The sequence below is a fragment of the Mycobacterium sp. PDNC021 genome (assembly GCF_048282635.1).
GTDB classification, from domain to species: domain Bacteria; phylum Actinomycetota; class Actinomycetes; order Mycobacteriales; family Mycobacteriaceae; genus Mycobacterium; species Mycobacterium llatzerense.
Genome location: NZ_CP182502.1, coordinates 4467565 through 4483434, shown reverse-complemented (window position 1 = coordinate 4483434; position 15870 = coordinate 4467565). Strand labels below are relative to the sequence as shown.

Sequence of the window (15870 nt, the reverse complement as noted above, 5' to 3'; positions counted from 1 at the left end):
CGAACAGAGTCCACTTGGTAACACGGATTTAACAGCCGCTGCCTACGCTGCGGACATGGATCGCCAGAAGGAATTCGTGCTGCGCACGCTGGAGGAACGCGACATCCGTTTTGTCCGGCTGTGGTTCACGGACGTGCTCGGATACCTCAAGTCCGTGGCGATCGCGCCGGCCGAGCTGGAAGGCGCCTTCGAGGAGGGCATCGGCTTCGACGGATCCGCGATCGAGGGCTTTGCCCGCGTCTCGGAAGCCGACATGGTGGCCCGTCCTGATCCGTCCACTTTCCAGGTGCTGCCGTGGACCACCAAGAGCGCCGGCAAGCACTACTCGGCCCGCATGTTCTGCGACATCACCATGCCCGACGGTTCGCCGTCCTGGGCGGATTCGCGCCATGTACTGCGTCGTCAGCTGTCCAAGGCCGGCGATCTGGGCTTCTCCTGCTACGTGCACCCGGAGATCGAGTTCTTCCTGCTGCAGCCCGGCCCCAACGACGGCTCGGTGCCGGTGCCGGCCGACAACAGCGGCTACTTCGACCAGGCCGTGCACGACTCGGCGCCCAACTTCCGCCGGCACGCCATCGACGCGCTGGAGTCGATGGGCATCTCGGTGGAGTTCAGCCACCACGAGGGCGCACCCGGCCAGCAGGAGATCGACCTGCGCTACGCCGACGCCCTGTCGATGGCCGACAACGTCATGACCTTCCGCTACCTGGTCAAGGAAGTCGCGCTCAACGAAGGCGTGCGCGCCACGTTCATGCCCAAGCCGTTCAGCCAGTACCCCGGCTCGGCGATGCACACCCACATGAGCCTGTTCGAGGGTGAGACCAACGCCTTCCACAGCGCCGAGGATCCGCTGCAGTTGTCGGACGTCGCCAAGTCCTTCATCGCCGGCATCCTGACGCACGCCAGCGAGATCAGCGCCGTCACCAACCAGTGGGTGAACTCCTACAAGCGGCTGGTGCACGGCGGCGAGGCGCCGACCGCAGCCTCGTGGGGTGCGGCCAACCGCTCCGCCCTGGTCCGGGTCCCGATGTACACGCCGCGCAAGGCCTCGTCGCGCCGCATCGAGGTGCGCAGCCCCGACTCGGCATGCAACCCGTACCTGGCCTTCGCGGTGCTGCTGGCCGCCGGCCTGCGCGGCATCGAGAAGGGCTATGAGCTCGGGCCGCAGGCCGAGGACAACGTCTGGAACCTGACGTCCGAGGAACGCCGCGCGATGGGTTACAAGGAGCTGCCCGGCAGCCTGGGTGTGGCACTGGCGGAGATGGAGAAGTCCGAGCTCGTCGCCGAGGCGTTGGGAGAGCACGTCTTCGACTATTTCCTGCGCAACAAGCGCGCGGAGTGGGAGTCCTACCGCAGCCACGTGACACCGTTCGAACTCAAGGAATACCTGTCGCTGTAACGGCATGACTGTGCGCTAACGTCGGGTGGTGCCCAACCCCTCGACGCAGCGCCCCACGCAGCCCAGCGTCGGCCGGCTCGGGTTGGTGGCACCGACGGCCCGGGCAGACCTGGATCGGCTCGGCTGGAACACCGACGCCCATGTGGCGTTGTTGTGGTCGCTGTCGCGCGCCCCGGACGCCGACAGCGCGCTGCGCGCCGTGGTGCGCATTGCGGACGCCCTCGAAGCCGACTGGGCCGAGCTCAGCGCACTACTGGTAACCGACACGTCCCTGCGGGGCCGGCTGTTCGCCGTGCTGGGGTCATCGCTGGCCCTGGGCGATCATCTGGTGGCACACCCCCTTTCGTGGCGCCTGCTGCACGGCGACGTCACGCTCCCGTCCCGCGCCGAACTGCTGGACGACTTCGAGCGGCTGGCGGCCGAAATCGCCGGTACCGCTGGCGCTTCGCACGTGCTGCAGACCTACTACCGTGACCGGATTCTGGTGCTCGCAGCGCTGGATGTCGCGCCCACGGTCGAGAACGAACCGGTGCTGCCGTACGTCACCGTGGGGGAGCACCTGTCCGACCTCGCCGACGCGGCGCTCGGCGCGGCGCTGGTCGTCGCCACCCGGACCGTGTGCGGCGACGATCCGGGTCCGCGGCTCGCCGTCATCGCGATGGGCAAATGCGGTGCGCGCGAACTGAATTACGTCAGCGACGTCGACGTCATCTTCGTGGCCGAGGCGGCCGACTCGATGACCACCCGGGTCGCCGGCGAGATGATGCGGTTCGCCGGCGAGACGTTCTTCGAGGTCGACGCGGCGCTGCGGCCCGAGGGCAAAGCCGGTCAGCTGGTCCGCACCCTGGAGTCGCATGTCGCCTACTACCAGCGGTGGGCGAAAACCTGGGAATTCCAGGCGCTTTTGAAGGCCAGGGCCGCGGTGGGCGACCCGGAGCTGGGTGAGCAGTACATCGACACGCTGATGCCGATGGTCTGGACCGCTTGTGACCGTGAGGATTTCGTGCCCGACGTGCAGGCCATGCGCCGCCGCGTCGAGGAGCTGGTGCCCGCCGGGGTGCGTACGCGGGAACTGAAACTGGGCAAGGGCGGCCTGCGGGACGTCGAGTTCGCGGTCCAGCTGCTGCAACTGGTGCACGGCCGCAACGACGATTCGCTGCACGTCGCCTCGACCGTCGATGCGTTGGCGGCACTCGGCTCCGGCGGTTATATCGGCCGCGACGACACCGCGAATCTCACTGCGTCCTATGAATTTCTGCGGCTGCTGGAGCACCGGCTGCAACTGCAGCGGCTCAAGCGCACCCACCTGTTGCCCGAGGATGGTGACGACGAGGCGTGGCGCTGGCTGGCGCGGGCGGCGCACATCCGGCCCGACGGGCAGCACGACGCACTCGGGGTCCTGCGCGAGGACCTGAGGCGACAGAACACGCGGGTGTCCCGTCTGCACGCCAAGCTCTTCTATCAGCCGCTGCTGGAAGTGGGTAACCAATTCGGCCCGGGGCTGACCACCGCCGCGGCCGAAAGGCAGTTGGCCGCACTCGGTTACGAAGGACCGCAGAGCGCACTGACCCACCTGGCCGCGCTGACCAGTTCCAGTGGCCGCCGCGGCACCGTGCAGCAGGTGCTGCTGCCGACGCTGCTGGACTGGCTGTCGGACACCCCGGACCCGGACGCGGGCCTGCTGGCGTACCGGCGCATCAGTGAGGAACTGGGGGATCAGCGCTGGTTCCTGTCCACGCTGCGCGACGAGGGCGCCGTCGCCAAGCGGCTGATGCGGGTACTCGGCACGTCGGCCTATGTGCCGGACCTGCTGATGCGGGCACCGGAGGTCATCCGGCAGTACGCCGACGGTCCGCAAGGTCCGAAACTGCTTGACGTGGAACCGGATGCGGTGTTCCGGGCGCTGGTCGCCTCGGCCGGCCGGCACGCAGACCCCGCCCGGGCCATCGCCGCGGCGCGCACCCTGCGCCGCCGGGAACTGGCGCGGGTCGCTTCGGCTGACCTGCTGGGCCTGCTCCCGGTGGTCGACGTCTGCCGGGCGCTGACCTCGGTGTGGGTGGCGGTGCTGCAGGCCGCGCTGGAAGTGGTGATCCGCGCGAACTCGAGCACCGACGGTCCGTTGGCGCGCATCGCCGTCATCGGGATGGGCCGGCTCGGCGGTGGCGAACTTGGCTACGGGTCCGACGCGGACGTGATGTTCGTGTGTGAACCCACGGAGGGCGCGGGCGCAGCGGACGAGTCCGCTGCGGTCCGTTGGGCAATCGGGGTGGCCGAACAGGTGCGGACCTTGTTGGGGCAGCCCAGTAGCGATCCACCGCTCGAGGTTGACGCGGGATTGCGTCCGGAAGGCCGAAATGGCTCTCTGGTACGGACTTTGGCGTCGTACGAGCAGTACTACGCGCAGTGGGCGCAGCCGTGGGAGATTCAGGCCCTGCTGCGGGCACACCGGGTGGCCGGGGATCTGGAACTCGGCGAGCGCTTCCTGCTGATGGTCGATCGCACGCGGTACCCTGCCGATGGTGTGTCGGCGGATACGGTGCGCGAAATCCGCCGGATCAAAGCCCGGGTCGACGCAGAGCGGCTGCCCCGCGGCGCGGACCCGAACACCCACACCAAGTTGGGCCGCGGTGGCCTGGCCGACGTGGAGTGGACCGTGCAGCTGCTCCAATTGCGTTACGCGCACAAGGTTCCCACGCTGCACAACACTTCGACGCTGGAAGCGCTCGATGCCATCGAGGCGGCTCAGTTGATCGAGGGCGACGAAGCGGACATCCTGCGGCAAGCCTGGCTGACCGCCACCCGCGCGCGCAACGCGCTGGTGCTGGTGCGCGGCAAGCCCACCGACCAGTTGCCCGGGCCGGGCCGTCAGCTCAACGCGGTCGCGGTGGCCGCCGGGTGGCCGAGCGGCGACGGCAGCGAATTCCTGGACAACTACCTGAGGGTGACTCGTCGTGCCAAGACCGTGGTGCGCAAGGTGTTTGGGGAGTAGACAGCGTGAACAATGTCCCGTTCGACACGATCAGCGATGCGGCATACGAGCGAGAGCTGGCGCTGTACCGGCCATTCACTGACGCGGTGCGCCGGCTGATCGACGCGGGTATTCGCACCGGTGTCGACGAGGCCACCATCGCCGAGGCACAGGCCGCGATCGAATCGGTCACCGAGCAGCTCGTCACGGTGCAACGTGTCACCACCTCGACGTTGCGGCACGAGGATACGGGGCGCCCGCTGGCCTACACGAATCCTGCTGTGGGCGTGCGTAATGCGATCTCGCCTCCGATGGAGGTCGTTCATGAGGGCGGCGAAGGCGACGGCGGCCGGTGCTGGGCCGAGTTCGAACTTGGCCTGCCTTACGAAGGACCGCCCGGCCTGGTGCACGGCGGGATCTGTGCTTTGGTGCTCGACCAGCTGCTCGGGGAAGCCGCCACCGACGGGCTGACGAAGCCCCACTTCACCGGCACCATCACGCTGCGATACATCCGGGGCACCAAACAGGGGCCGGTCCGCGCCGAGGCCTGGATCGATCGTGTCGACGGCATCAAGACCTTCGCCCGCGGCACGCTGTCCGATGTCGACGGCGTCAGCGTCGAGGCCGACGGTATCTTCATCCGGCCGTCCTGGGCGCGAGAGTGAAGTTCTACGTCAGCCTGGCCTTCCTGGATGTCGGTGAGCTGGTCGAGATCGCCCGGGCCGCTGACGAACTCGGCTACGACGGCATCGCGATCCCGGACCATGTGGTGAACCTGGAGACACTGAGCACGCCCTACCCGTACACGCCTGACGGGCAGCGGCGCTGGCAGCCGTTCACGCACTGGCCGGACCCGTGGGTGCTGGTCGGTGCGCTGGCGCAGGTGACGAGCCGGGTGAAATTCGTGACGACGGTGTACATCCCCGGCATGCGCGACCCGTTCTCGGTCGCGAAATCCGTCGGGACGGCGGCCTGTCTGTCCGGCGGCCGCGTCGAATTCGGTGTCGGCGTGGGCTGGTGCGCCGACGAATTCGCCTTGATGGGGCAGGCTTTCGAGCGCCGCGGCAAGCGCACCGACGAGATGCTGGAGTTGATCCAGCAGCTGTGGCAGCCGGGGTGGACGTCGTTCGACGGAGAGTTCTACCAGGTGCCGCGGCTGGAAATGGAGCCGACGCCGCCGCGGGTGCCCATCTACGTCGGCGGGCTCAGCGAGATCGCCCTGCGCCGCGCCGCGCGCAACGACGGCTGGATCGGCGACCTGATCACCACTGACCAGGCCATCACCGCGGCGACGCGGGTGCGCGAGATACGCGCCGAAAACGGTTTGCCGCTCGAAGGTTTCGAGATCCTGACGCCGCTGGCCGACGCCTACCTGCCGGAGCATTTCGTGCGCGCCGAGCAGGCCGGCATCACCGGCAACATTACGATGCCGTGGATGTTCTACAGCGGTCCGTCGGCCACGCTGGCCGAGAAGATCGACGGACTCAAGCGCTTTCGCGCGGACCTGGGCCTCTAGCTAGCGTTTGCGTAGCGCGTCCAGGCCGATGGCACCACCGCCGGTGAACACCAGCAGGAACAGCGAGAAGCAGTAGAGTACGGCGGGCTCACCGCCGTTTGCGATGGGCAGCAGACCCTGCGGCTGGTGGGCCATGAAGTAGGCGAAAGCCATCTCGCCGGAACCGATGAAGGCGGCGATGCGGGTGGCCAGACCGGTGACGAGCAGGACGCCGACGATCAGCTCGATCGCGCCGGCGTACCAGCCCGGGAAACTGCCGAATGCCGGTGCGGCAACACCGGGATTGGTGTCGACAGGCCACTTGAACAACGTGGTGACACCGTGCACCGTGAACAGGAAACCGAGGACGATCCGGAAAACGGACAGTACGAGTGGGGCGACAGCGTCGAGCCGGGATTCGATGTCAGTCTGAGCCATTGCTCGATCCTAAGGGGCAGCGAGCCACGGCACAGATGTGCGTCAGCCTTTTCGGCGCATCGCGTCGAGCGCGTACGCGCCCCCGCCGATGAACACCAGCAGGAAGAAAGCGAAGCAGTAGAGCACTGCGAGTTCGCCGCCGTTCTCGATGGGCAGCAGGCCCTTGGGCTGGTGCTGGGTGAAGTACGCGAAGGCCATCTCGCCCGAGGCGACGAAGGCGGCGATGCGGGTGAACAGACCCGTCAGGATCAGCAGACCGACGACCAACTCGATGAGGCCGCCGTACCAGAACGGCCAGGTGCCCACCGGGACCGCGGCGCCGACGAGCTCGCCGGCCGTGTTCGGCATGCCGACCGGCCAGGCGAACAGTTTCTGCGCGCCGTGGATCGTCAGGAGGAATCCCATGACGACCCGGAACAAGCTGATGACAGCGGGGGACTGTGCGGTGAGCCGGGCGTCCAATTGAGTCGTCATGAACTGACGGTACGACTCGCGGTCGATGTTCGGTGGTGGCGTTATCGGACCGTCATGGTTGCGTGTCTGAGTGTTGGGTGAGCAGACGTCAAACCCCCTGAACCGCACGATTCAGGGGGTTTGACGTCTGCTCGCGCGGGGCAGCTACCCGAGCGCGGCTCTGCCGTAGTTGTCCGCGTAGGCGTTCGCGACGCCGGGCAGGATCTCGACGACGGCGAAATACCGGTCCCACAGCGGTGTTTCGCGGAGCTCTTCGACGGCCAGTTCGTACTCGTGCGGGTCGGCGGCCTCGAGCACCCACACGTCGGTGACCCGGGCGGTGTAGAACTCGGTGTCGACCCACTTGAAGGTGACCGCCTGATGGCGGGCGAGGATCGGCTGCAGATGCAGCGCGAGTTCGTCGAACCGTTTGGCGACCGGGAAACCGAGCCACTCGGGATTTGTCTTGACCAACATGAAAACCGTGAACATGGGCGAACCTCGTTCTCTCGCTTGTGAATAGGAGTGGAGAGAAACGAAAAGGCCAACGAATCTCTCCGTTGACCTGTGAGGTTGTCAGCACCGCGAGCAGTGACGCTTGCGGTAGTCAGGCTACCGTAATTTGTTGGTGCCTGGTAGACGCGCCGGTTCGGCCGCGCGCCGAGCAGACGCGAAAAACCCCTAAACCGCGAGGTTTAGGGGGTTTTCACGTCTGCTCGGGCTAAGACTTAGCAGTCGTAGTAGAGCGAGAACTCGTACGGGTGAGGGCGAATCTGCACCGGCAGGATTTCGTTCTCCCGCTTGTACGAGATCCAGGTCTCGATCAGGTCCTCGGTGAACACGCCACCCTCGGTGAGGTAGTCGTGGTCGGCCTCGAGGCGGTCGATGACGGCAGCCAGCGAGGTCGGAGCCTGCGGGATGCTGGCGGCCTCGTCCGGCGGCAGCTCGTAGAGGTCCTTGTCGATCGGGGCCATGGGCTCGATCTTCTTCTTGATGCCGTCGATACCGGCCATGAGCATCGCCGAGAAGGCCAGGTACGGGTTACCCGAGCTGTCCGGGCAACGGAACTCGAGGCGCTTGGCCTTCGGGTTGTTGCCGGTGATCGGGATACGCACACACGCCGAGCGGTTGCGCTGGCTGTACACCAGGTTGATCGGGGCCTCGTAGCCCGGCACCAGACGCTTGTAGGAGTTCACCGTCGGGTTGGTGAACGCCAGCAGCGACGGGGCGTGGTGCAGGATGCCGCCGATGTAGTGGCGCGCCATGTCGGACAGGCCCGCGTAGCCGGACTCGTCGTGGAACAGCGGCTTGCCGTCCTTCCACAGCGACTGGTGGGCGTGCATGCCCGAGCCGTTGTCACCGAACAGCGGCTTCGGCATGAAGGTGACGGTCTTGTTGTTCGCCCACGCGGTGTTCTTGATGATGTACTTGAACAGCAGCACGTCATCGGCCGCGGCCAGCAGCGTGTCGAACTTGTAGTTGATCTCGGCCTGGCCGGCGGTGCCGACCTCGTGGTGGCCGCGCTCCAGGGTGAACCCGGAGTTGATCAGGTTGGTCGACATCTCGTCGCGCAGGTCGACGTAGTGGTCGTACGGCGCGACGGGGAAGTAACCACCCTTGGGGCGGACCTTGTAGCCGCGGTTGGGGGAGCCGTCTGCCTCGAAGGGCTCGCCGCTGTTCCACCAGCCCGACTCGGAGTCGACCTCGTAGAAGGTGCCGTTCATCTTGGAGTCGAACGCCACCGAGTCGAAGATGTAGAACTCGGCCTCGGCACCGAAGTAACAGGTGTCGGCGATGCCGGTGCTGGCCAGGTAGTTCTCGGCCTTGCGCGCGACGTTGCGCGGGTCACGGGAGTAGGCCTCACGCGTGAACGGGTCGTGCACGAAGAAGTTCATGTTCAGCGTCTTGGCGGCCCGGAACGGGTCGATGCGCGCGGTGTTGGCATCCGGCAGCAGCATCATGTCGGACTCGTGGATCGACTGGAAGCCACGGACCGATGAACCGTCGAAGGCCAGGCCGTCTTCGAAAACGCTCTCGTCGAACGCCGAAGCCGGGATCGAGAAGTGCTGGACAACACCAGGCAAATCGCAGAAACGAATGTCCACGTACTCGACGTTCTCGTCCTTGATCAGCTTGAAGATGTCGTCAGACGTCTTTTCTGCCACGTAAGTGATCTCCTTTACTGGTGTTACCCGCGGTTGAACCTAGGGACACGATGTTGCACGCCAATCAACCGTATGTTTCGCGGACGTTACGCGATCCCATGTTTATGAATCGCGGACCACCCACCGCACGGTTCGGTTGGACGAGTGTGCACGCCTATCCTGACAGCATGTCCGGTGCAGATGGATTTCGGCTCGGTTCGTGGCTGTCCGGGCCCGAATCTGAGCGCCCCGTTGATGAGTCTTCGTACCCGGGTAAAGCCCTCGGTCTGCCGGAAACAGGCTCGCGATCCTTGGCCCGAATGGGACGCCGCACCGTGGCCCTGCTGGTCGACTGGCTGATCGGCTACGGGCTGGCCGGGCTCGCCATGGCCTTCGGTCTGCTGTCGGTGTCCACGCTGTCCACGGCCGTGCTCGTGGTGTGGCTCGTGCTCGGCATCGTGTCGCTGTCGCTGTTCGGATTCACGCCCGGTCAGCTGGCCCTCGGCCTCATGGTGGTGCCGCTCGACGATGCCCCGCGCGTCGGCGTCATCCGTGCCGTGGTGCGCGGGGTAATGGTCGCCCTGGCCGTGCCGGCACTGCTGACCGACGCCGACGGCCGCGGCCTGCAGGACAGGCTGACGAACACCGCCGTCCTGCGCCGCTGACCCGTCGACCTGTGCACGAAAATCCGCGGTCGCCGCGGAAAATCGTGCACAAATCGCTGGGTTTACTTGCGACGGGCGGTGCGCTGCATGCCCTTCATCTTCGCGCCGGCAGGCAGCGGGCCCTTGGGTAGACCGCCGGGACCCAGCTTGGAACCCAGGGCGGCCAGGCGGGACTCCAGCGCATCCATCTGCTTGGCGGTGATGTTGGCGGGCAGCTTGGTCAGGTGCCGTTCCAGCTTGGACAGCGGCACCTGGTCCTCTTCGTTGCCGACGACGACGGTGTAGATCGGCACTTCGCCGATCAGCCGTGCGGTGCGCTTCTTCTCCTGCGCCAGAAGCGGTTTCAGGCGCTGCGGCGAACCCTCGCCGACGAAGATCACGCCCGGCCGGCCGACCACGCGGTGCACGGCATCGAAGCTGCCGGTGGCGGCGACGGCCTGCGTGACCCGCCACTGGCCACGCATGTTGTCCAGCGCCCAGGCCGCCGCGCCGGTCTGGCCGTCAGCCTTGCTGTAGACCGACTTCTGCGCCCGCCGGCCGAAGATGATGAACGCGATCAGCCCGCCGAGCAGCACACCCAGGATGGGCAGCGTGACCCAGCTGAAGATGCCGCCGGAGTACGCGGCCATCGCGACGGCGAGCGCCACGATCAGCACGAACGCGCCGATCATGTACGGCAGCAGCCGCTTGTCCTCTTTGCGCTGAATCTGGAACGCCTGCCAGAGCTGGGCGCGACGCTGCTTGGAGGCGGCCTTGCGGGCAGCCTTCGCCTCGGCCTTCGCAGCCTTCACAGCGGCAGCATTGGTGGTCTTTGCCATGCCACCAGGATAGGTTCAGGAAACCGGTGGCCGTAATCGGGCAGCTTGGGCGTACAGCTTTCCGGCCCGGTACGACGAACGGACCAGCGGTCCGGCCAGCACTCCGGCGAAGCCAAGACCCTCCGCGAACTGCTGGTGCTCGACGAATTCCTCCGGCCGCACCCAGCGCTCGACCGGATGGTGCCGCGGCGATGGGCGTAGGTACTGGGTGATGGTGACGATGTCGCAGCCCGCGTCGTACAGGTCCTGCAGCGCCATCCGGATCTCCTCGGGCGTCTCACCCATGCCGAGGATCAGGTTGCTCTTGGTCACCAGGCCGTAGTCGCGGGCCGCGGTGATCACGCCGAGGCTGCGCTCGTAGCGGAACGCGGGGCGGATGCGCTTGAAGATGCGGGGCACGGTTTCGACGTTGTGCGCGAACACTTCTGGCCGCGAGTCGAAGACCTCTTCGAGCAGCGCGGGCACGCCGTTGAAGTCGGGGGCGAGCAGCTCGACGCCGGTGTTCGGGTTCAGCGCGTGGATTTGGCGGACCGTCTCGGCGTACAGCCAGGCGCCGCCGTCGGGCAGGTCGTCGCGCGCCACCCCGGTGATCGTGGAGTAGCGCAGGCCCATGGTCTGCACACTCTCGGCGACCCGGCGGGGTTCGTCACGGTCCAGATCGGCGGGCTTGCCGGTGTCGATCTGGCAGAAGTCGCAGCGGCGGGTGCACTGCTCGCCGCCGATCAGGAAGGTGGCCTCGCGGTCTTCCCAGCACTCGTAGATGTTGGGGCAGCCCGCCTCTTCGCAGACGGTGTGCAGGCCCTCGCGTTTGACCAGGCTCTTGAGGTCCTTGTACTCGGGGCCCATCTTGAGCTTGGTCTTGATCCACGGCGGCTTGCGCTCGATCGGCGTCTCCGCGTTGCGGACCTCCAGGCGGAGCAGCTTGCGGTTACCGGGATCGACGCTCATGGTGACGATATTAGTGCGGTACGGGGTGCGCCGACGGTCGCCCCGAGTGCCGAGCACACCGCGGAGGCCACCCGATCGATGACGTCCTCGGGCGTGATCTCGCGGCCCAGCTCCTTCGTCAGCGACGTGACGCCGGCGTCGGCGATGCCGCACGGGACGATGCCGCCGAACGCGCCCAGGTCGCAGTTGCAGTTGAGGGAGAAGCCGTGCAGCGTCGTGCCGCGGGCGACCCGGATGCCGATGGCGGCGATCTTGCGCTCGGGCCGTAGTCCGTCGGCGGCCAGCCACACGCCGGACCGCCCGTCCACCCGGATGGTCTCCAGGCCGAGCTCGGCGCACACCGACATCAGCGCATCTTCAAGCAGCCGAACGAATTTCACTACGTCGAGCGGCTGAGCCAGGCCGATGATCGGGTAACCCACCAACTGTCCGGGGCCGTGCCAGGTGATCTTGCCGCCGCGGTCGGTGTCGATGACGGGGGTGCCGTCGGTCGGGCGCTCGTGCGGTTCGGTGCGACGGCCGGCGGTGTAGACGGGCGGGTGCTCGAGCAGCAGCAGGGTGTCGTTGCCGCGCTCGTCGGAGCGGGCGGTGGCAAGCTCGCGCTGCAGCTCCCAGGCGTCGTTGTAGTCGATGGTGCCCAGGCGGCACACGTCGATCGGGCCGCCGGCAGATCGGATCGTCACCGAACTGACGCTACGCCTGCGGCAGTCAGGCTGCGTTGGGGGCGGTGACGTACGACAGTGCCTCGCCGATGGTCCGCTGGTGGAACTCGAAACCGGCGTCCTCCAGCGCTGCGGGAATGGCCCGCTGGCCCCCGAGCAGCCCCTCCTCGGCGAACTCACCGAGCGCCGCGCGCAGCGCGAAACCGGGCATCAGCAGCGGCGTGGGCCGGTGCAGCGCACGTCCCAGGGCTTCGGTGAACTCACCGTTGGTCACCGGTGCCGGACCCGTCAGATTCAGCGGACCGGACAGATCGTCGTGATTCAGCGCGAACAGCAGGGCCCGCACCTCGTCCTCCAGCGTGATCCACGGCATGTACTGGCGCCCGCTGCCCAGCCGGGCCCCGAGACCCAGCCCGAACACCGGCCGCAGCCGGGCCAGCATGCCGCCTGCCGGCGCCAGCACCAGGCCCGTGCGCGCGAGCACGACGCGGACCCCCGCGTCGGCGGCCGGGCGCGCGGCGGCCTCCCAGTCCAGACAGAGCCGGGCCAGGAAACCTGCGCCGGCGGGCGACCGCTCGTCGGCGATCCGATCCCGGGTATCGCCGTAGAAGCCGACCGCGCTGGCATTGATGAGCGTGGGTACCCCGGCGTCGACGACGGCCTCGGCCAGCACCTCGGTCGGGCCGATGCGGCTGTCGCGCAGGCTTTGCTTGAACGCCCCGGACCACCGGCGGGATCCGATGCTCACGCCGCACAGGTTCACCACGGCATCGACGTCTTGCAGTGCGCGCCAATCGAAGTCGCCCGTGTCCGGGTTCCAATACACCTCGTCGGCGTTGGCCGGTTGCCGGCGCACGATGCGCACCACCCGATGGTCGGTGGCACGGAGTGCCGACACCAGTGCGGAACCGATGAGTCCCGACGAGCCCGCGATGGCTATGACCGCGTGCGCCATGCGATTACCGCCCGGGCCTAGAGACCGAGGTCGGCCTCGAACGCACCCTCTTCGAGACGACGTTTGATGGTGGTCACGAACCGGCCGGCGTCGGCGCCGTCGATCAGGCGGTGGTCGTAGGTCAGCGGCAGGTAGCAGACCGACCGGACACCGATCGACTCGTTGCCGCCCTCGTCCACGACGACGCGAGGCCGCTTGACGATGGCACCGGTGCCGAGCATGGCCGCCTGCGGCGGAACCAGGATCGGGGTGTCGAACAGGGCGCCCTGGCTACCGATGTTGGTGATCGTGAAGGTGCCACCGGACAGCTCGTCGGGCCGCAGATTGCCGGAGCGGGCGCGGTCGGCGATGTCGACGATCGCGCGAGCAAGACCACCCAGGGAGAGGTCACCGGCGTTGTGCACGACCGGCGACAGCAGGCCCTGCTCGGTGTCCACCGCGAAGCCGAGGTGCTCGGCGTCGTAGTAGGTGATCTCCTTGGTGTCCTCGTTGTAGCTGGCGTTGACGTTCGGGTGGATCTTCAACGCGTCGATCACCGCGCGGGCGATGAACGGCAGGTAGGTCAGGTTGACGCCCTCACGCTCGGCGAACGAGTTCTTGGCGCGGGCCCGCAACCCGACGATGCGGGTCATGTCGACCTCGTGCGTCTGGGTCAGCTGCGCCGTGGTCTGCAGCGACTCCCGCGTCTTCTTGGCGGTGATCTGACGGATCCGGGTGGCCTTCTGCGTGGTGCCACGCAGGTGGGCCAGCGCCGGTGCGGGCGCTGCTGCCGGAGCCTTGGCAGCCGGAGCGGCGGGGGCCGATGCGGCGGCGGCAGGAGCGGCCGGGGCCTTGGCGGCCTCAGCCGCGGCGAGCACATCCTGCTTGCGGATGCGGCCGCCCACGCCGGTGCCCTGCACCGAGGCAAGGTCAACGTTGTTCTCGGAGGCCAACTTTCGCACCAGTGGGGTGACGTACGGGCTGGCGTCGTCGGACGGGGCCGCGGCTGCGGGGGCCGGCGCTGCAGGAGCCGGCGCGGGGGCCGGCGGCGGGGTCGGTGCAGCCGGGGCCGGGGGAGGCGGGGTCGGTGCGGCAGGGGCCGGCGGAGGCGTGGGCGCGGCCACGGGCTCGGGTGCCGGAGCGGGAGCCGGAGCTGCGGGGGCCGGCGCGGCAGCCGGTGCCGAGCCGGCGGCGCCGATCTTGGCGAGCTCGCCGCCGATGGACACGACGTCGTCCTCGTCTGCGGTGATGGACAGCAGCACGCCGGCGATCGGCGACGGGATTTCGGTGTCGACCTTGTCGGTGGACACCTCGACCAGGGGCTCGTCGACCTCGACGGAGTCGCCGACCTTCTTGAGCCAGCGGGTGACGGTGCCTTCGGTGACCGACTCGCCGAGCGTCGGCATCACGATCGAGGTGGCGTCGGCGGCATCGGAGGCGGCCGGGGCGGGGGCTGCGGCGGGTGCCGGGGCGGGTGCTTCAGCGGCGGGGGCCGGGGCAGCGGCGACAGGCTCGGGTGCCGGGGCCGGGGGAGCTGCCGGTGCGGCCGCCGGGGCGGGGGCTGCGGGTGCGGGAGCGGAGCCGGCTTCACCGATGACGGCGAGCTCGCCGCCGATCTCGACGACGTCGTCTTCCTGCGCGACGATCTTGGTCAGGACACCTGCTGCCGGCGACGGGATTTCGGTGTCGACCTTGTCGGTGGACACCTCGAGCAGGGGTTCGTCGACCTCGACGGTGTCGCCCTCCTGCTTGAGCCATCGAGTGACGGTCCCCTCGGTAACGCTCTCACCGAGTGCGGGCATCTGGACGGAGATGGCCATTGCGTTGACTCCTCGAAAAGGTCGCTCGTCACTTCGAATGTCTCGGCCCCATCCTGTCATGCCGGTGCATGCGAGGTGTGGCGGGTCGGGACTTTGTCGCGCTGTCTTGACACCACTTCTGAGCAGGCTACTGTCGCATTCAAACCAGTACCGGCGGTACGGGATACTTTGAGCTCAGCGGGGTTTGACGATGCAGTTTGTGGACAGCGCGGACGGGACGCGGATCGCGACGTACGAGGAGGGCAATCCGGACGGCCCGGTGGTCGTGCTGGTGCACGGCTGGCCCGACTCGCACGACATGTGGGACGCCACGGTGCCGCACCTTGCCGACACCTACCGGGTGATCCGCTACGACAACCGTGGTTCGCGCAATTCCGGTGTGCCCAAGAAGGTTTCGTCGTACACGATGGCGTACTACGCCGACGACTTCGCGGCCGTCATCGAGGCGCTGGCGCCCGGGCAGAAGGTCCACGTGCTTGCCCATGATTGGGGCTCGGTGGGCATCTGGGAGTACCTGTCCCGGCCCGAATCGGTGGACCGCGTCGCGTCGTTCACCTCGACTTCTGGGCCGAGCGCCGACCACACCCGTCGCTACATCATGGACGGCCTCAAGCGACCCTATCGGCCGGTGCGGTTCCTGCGCTCGGTGTCGCAGTTCCTGCGGCTGACGTACCAGGGTTTCTTCTCGATCCCGTTGGTGGCGCGAGTGTTGGTCCGGGCCACTGTGCCGACCGTCCTGCCTCAGCTGATGAAACGCCTTGATGGCATGTCCGACAACCAGATTCGGCATTCGGATACCTTCGCGACCGACGCCGCGAACAGCCTCAAGGTGTACCCGGCCAATTATTGGCGCACCCTCTTCAAGGGTCGGCGTGACCACTACGTCAATGTGCCGGTTCAGGTGATCGTCAACCGCGGCGACCAGTTCGTCCGCCCGCACCTGTATGACGAGACGCCCCAATGGGTTCCGCAGCTGTGGCGCCGGGACATCGACTCGGGTCACTGGTCGCCGATGTCGCATCCGGAGCTGCTCGCCACCGCGACCCGCGAACTCGCCGAACATGTAGCGGGCGCCGAGCCGGCCCGGGATTTGCAGCTGGCTCAGATCGGCTAGGCCGGTTTCGCT

15 protein-coding genes are annotated in these 15870 nt (G+C 67.5%); 6 read left to right on the top strand and 9 right to left on the bottom strand.

Annotated features, from left to right (window positions below):
- Nucleotides 1-55: 55 nt before the first annotated feature.
- The 4 genes from glnA (ACNO8X_RS21445) to ACNO8X_RS21430 are packed head-to-tail and all read left to right on the top strand — an operon-like array spanning nt 56 to nt 5883.
- Nucleotides 56-1399: a type I glutamate--ammonia ligase gene (gene glnA, locus ACNO8X_RS21445; protein ID WP_418002617.1), complete on the top strand. Its 1344-nt coding sequence runs from the start codon at nt 56-58 to the stop codon at nt 1397-1399.
- A gap of 28 nt (nt 1400-1427) precedes the next feature.
- Nucleotides 1428-4388: a bifunctional [glutamine synthetase] adenylyltransferase/[glutamine synthetase]-adenylyl-L-tyrosine phosphorylase gene (locus ACNO8X_RS21440; RefSeq protein WP_418002616.1), complete on the top strand. Its 2961-nt coding sequence runs from the start codon at nt 1428-1430 to the stop codon at nt 4386-4388.
- A gap of 5 nt (nt 4389-4393) precedes the next feature.
- Complete coding sequence (locus tag ACNO8X_RS21435) at nt 4394-5032, top strand: PaaI family thioesterase (protein ID WP_418002615.1); 639 nt, start codon at nt 4394-4396, stop codon at nt 5030-5032.
- Entirely contained in the window at nt 5029-5883 is an 855-nt protein-coding gene (locus ACNO8X_RS21430) for a TIGR03619 family F420-dependent LLM class oxidoreductase (RefSeq protein WP_418002614.1), read from the top strand. Before ACNO8X_RS21435 ends, ACNO8X_RS21430 begins: the two co-directional genes overlap by 4 nt.
- Here ACNO8X_RS21430 and ACNO8X_RS21425 read toward each other — a convergent pair whose 3' ends face one another.
- The 4 genes from ACNO8X_RS21425 to glnA (ACNO8X_RS21410) all read right to left on the bottom strand — a co-directional run bounded on the left by ACNO8X_RS21425 (nt 5884) and on the right by glnA (ACNO8X_RS21410) (nt 8918).
- Nucleotides 5884-6300 carry a DoxX family protein gene (locus ACNO8X_RS21425; protein ID WP_418002613.1) on the bottom strand — a complete coding sequence of 139 codons (417 nt, stop codon included), beginning with the start codon at nt 6298-6300 and terminating at the stop codon, nt 5884-5886.
- A 42-nt stretch (nt 6301-6342) separates the two neighbouring features.
- Nucleotides 6343-6774: a DoxX family protein gene (locus ACNO8X_RS21420; RefSeq protein ID WP_418002612.1), complete on the bottom strand. Its 432-nt coding sequence runs from the start codon at nt 6772-6774 to the stop codon at nt 6343-6345.
- Between the two features lie 144 nt (nt 6775-6918).
- Entirely contained in the window at nt 6919-7245 is a 327-nt protein-coding gene (locus ACNO8X_RS21415; RefSeq protein WP_418002611.1) for a darcynin family protein, read from the bottom strand.
- A 236-nt stretch (nt 7246-7481) separates the two neighbouring features.
- Entirely contained in the window at nt 7482-8918 is a 1437-nt protein-coding gene (gene glnA / locus ACNO8X_RS21410; RefSeq protein ID WP_043399683.1) for a type I glutamate--ammonia ligase, read from the bottom strand.
- Between the two features lie 167 nt (nt 8919-9085).
- Here glnA (ACNO8X_RS21410) and ACNO8X_RS21405 point away from each other — a divergent pair, with 167 nt between their 5' ends.
- Entirely contained in the window at nt 9086-9562 is a 477-nt protein-coding gene (locus tag ACNO8X_RS21405) for an RDD family protein (RefSeq protein ID WP_418002610.1), read from the top strand.
- Between the two features lie 62 nt (nt 9563-9624).
- Here the strand turns inward: ACNO8X_RS21405 and ACNO8X_RS21400 are convergent, their stop codons facing one another.
- The 5 genes from ACNO8X_RS21400 to sucB are packed head-to-tail and all read right to left on the bottom strand — an operon-like array spanning nt 9625 to nt 14744.
- Complete coding sequence (locus ACNO8X_RS21400; protein WP_418002609.1) at nt 9625-10380, bottom strand: DUF4191 domain-containing protein; 756 nt, start codon at nt 10378-10380, stop codon at nt 9625-9627.
- Nucleotides 10381-10395: 15 nt separating this feature from the next.
- On the bottom strand, nt 10396-11328 hold the full coding sequence (gene lipA, locus ACNO8X_RS21395) for a lipoyl synthase (RefSeq protein ID WP_133763015.1): 933 nt from the start codon (nt 11326-11328) through the stop codon (nt 10396-10398).
- Entirely contained in the window at nt 11325-12011 is a 687-nt protein-coding gene (lipB, locus tag ACNO8X_RS21390; RefSeq protein WP_418002608.1) for a lipoyl(octanoyl) transferase LipB, read from the bottom strand. The genes lipA and lipB overlap by 4 nt, the downstream gene beginning before the upstream one ends.
- Before the next feature lie 25 nt (nt 12012-12036).
- Nucleotides 12037-12945 carry a TIGR01777 family oxidoreductase gene (locus ACNO8X_RS21385; protein WP_418002607.1) on the bottom strand — a complete coding sequence of 303 codons (909 nt, stop codon included), beginning with the start codon at nt 12943-12945 and terminating at the stop codon, nt 12037-12039.
- A gap of 17 nt (nt 12946-12962) precedes the next feature.
- Nucleotides 12963-14744 carry a 2-oxoglutarate dehydrogenase, E2 component, dihydrolipoamide succinyltransferase gene (gene sucB / locus ACNO8X_RS21380; RefSeq protein ID WP_418002606.1) on the bottom strand — a complete coding sequence of 594 codons (1782 nt, stop codon included), beginning with the start codon at nt 14742-14744 and terminating at the stop codon, nt 12963-12965.
- A 190-nt stretch (nt 14745-14934) separates the two neighbouring features.
- Between sucB and ACNO8X_RS21375 the strand changes: the two genes are divergently transcribed.
- Nucleotides 14935-15858, top strand: coding sequence for an alpha/beta fold hydrolase (locus ACNO8X_RS21375; protein WP_418002605.1), 924 nt, complete (start codon nt 14935-14937; stop codon nt 15856-15858).
- The last annotated feature ends 12 nt before the right edge of the window (nt 15859-15870 follow it).

Excerpts from the sequence above, each read along its gene's own strand:
- ACNO8X_RS21400 (WP_418002609.1), bottom strand. The coding sequence starts at position 10,380 with ATGGCAAAGACCACCAATGCTGCCGCTGTGAAGGCTGCGAAGGCCGAG.
- glnA (WP_418002617.1), top strand. The coding sequence starts at position 56 with ATGGATCGCCAGAAGGAATTCGTGCTGCGCACGCTGGAGGAACGCGAC.
- lipA (WP_133763015.1), bottom strand. The coding sequence starts at position 11,328 with ATGAGCGTCGATCCCGGTAACCGCAAGCTGCTCCGCCTGGAGGTCCGC.
- ACNO8X_RS21375 (WP_418002605.1), top strand. The coding sequence starts at position 14,935 with ATGCAGTTTGTGGACAGCGCGGACGGGACGCGGATCGCGACGTACGAG.
- ACNO8X_RS21425 (WP_418002613.1), bottom strand. The coding sequence starts at position 6,300 with ATGGCTCAGACTGACATCGAATCCCGGCTCGACGCTGTCGCCCCACTC.
- ACNO8X_RS21405 (WP_418002610.1), top strand. The coding sequence starts at position 9,086 with ATGTCCGGTGCAGATGGATTTCGGCTCGGTTCGTGGCTGTCCGGGCCC.
- ACNO8X_RS21415 (WP_418002611.1), bottom strand. The coding sequence starts at position 7,245 with ATGTTCACGGTTTTCATGTTGGTCAAGACAAATCCCGAGTGGCTCGGT.
- sucB (WP_418002606.1), bottom strand. The coding sequence starts at position 14,744 with ATGGCCATCTCCGTCCAGATGCCCGCACTCGGTGAGAGCGTTACCGAG.
- ACNO8X_RS21385 (WP_418002607.1), bottom strand. The coding sequence starts at position 12,945 with ATGGCGCACGCGGTCATAGCCATCGCGGGCTCGTCGGGACTCATCGGT.
- ACNO8X_RS21420 (WP_418002612.1), bottom strand. The coding sequence starts at position 6,774 with ATGACGACTCAATTGGACGCCCGGCTCACCGCACAGTCCCCCGCTGTC.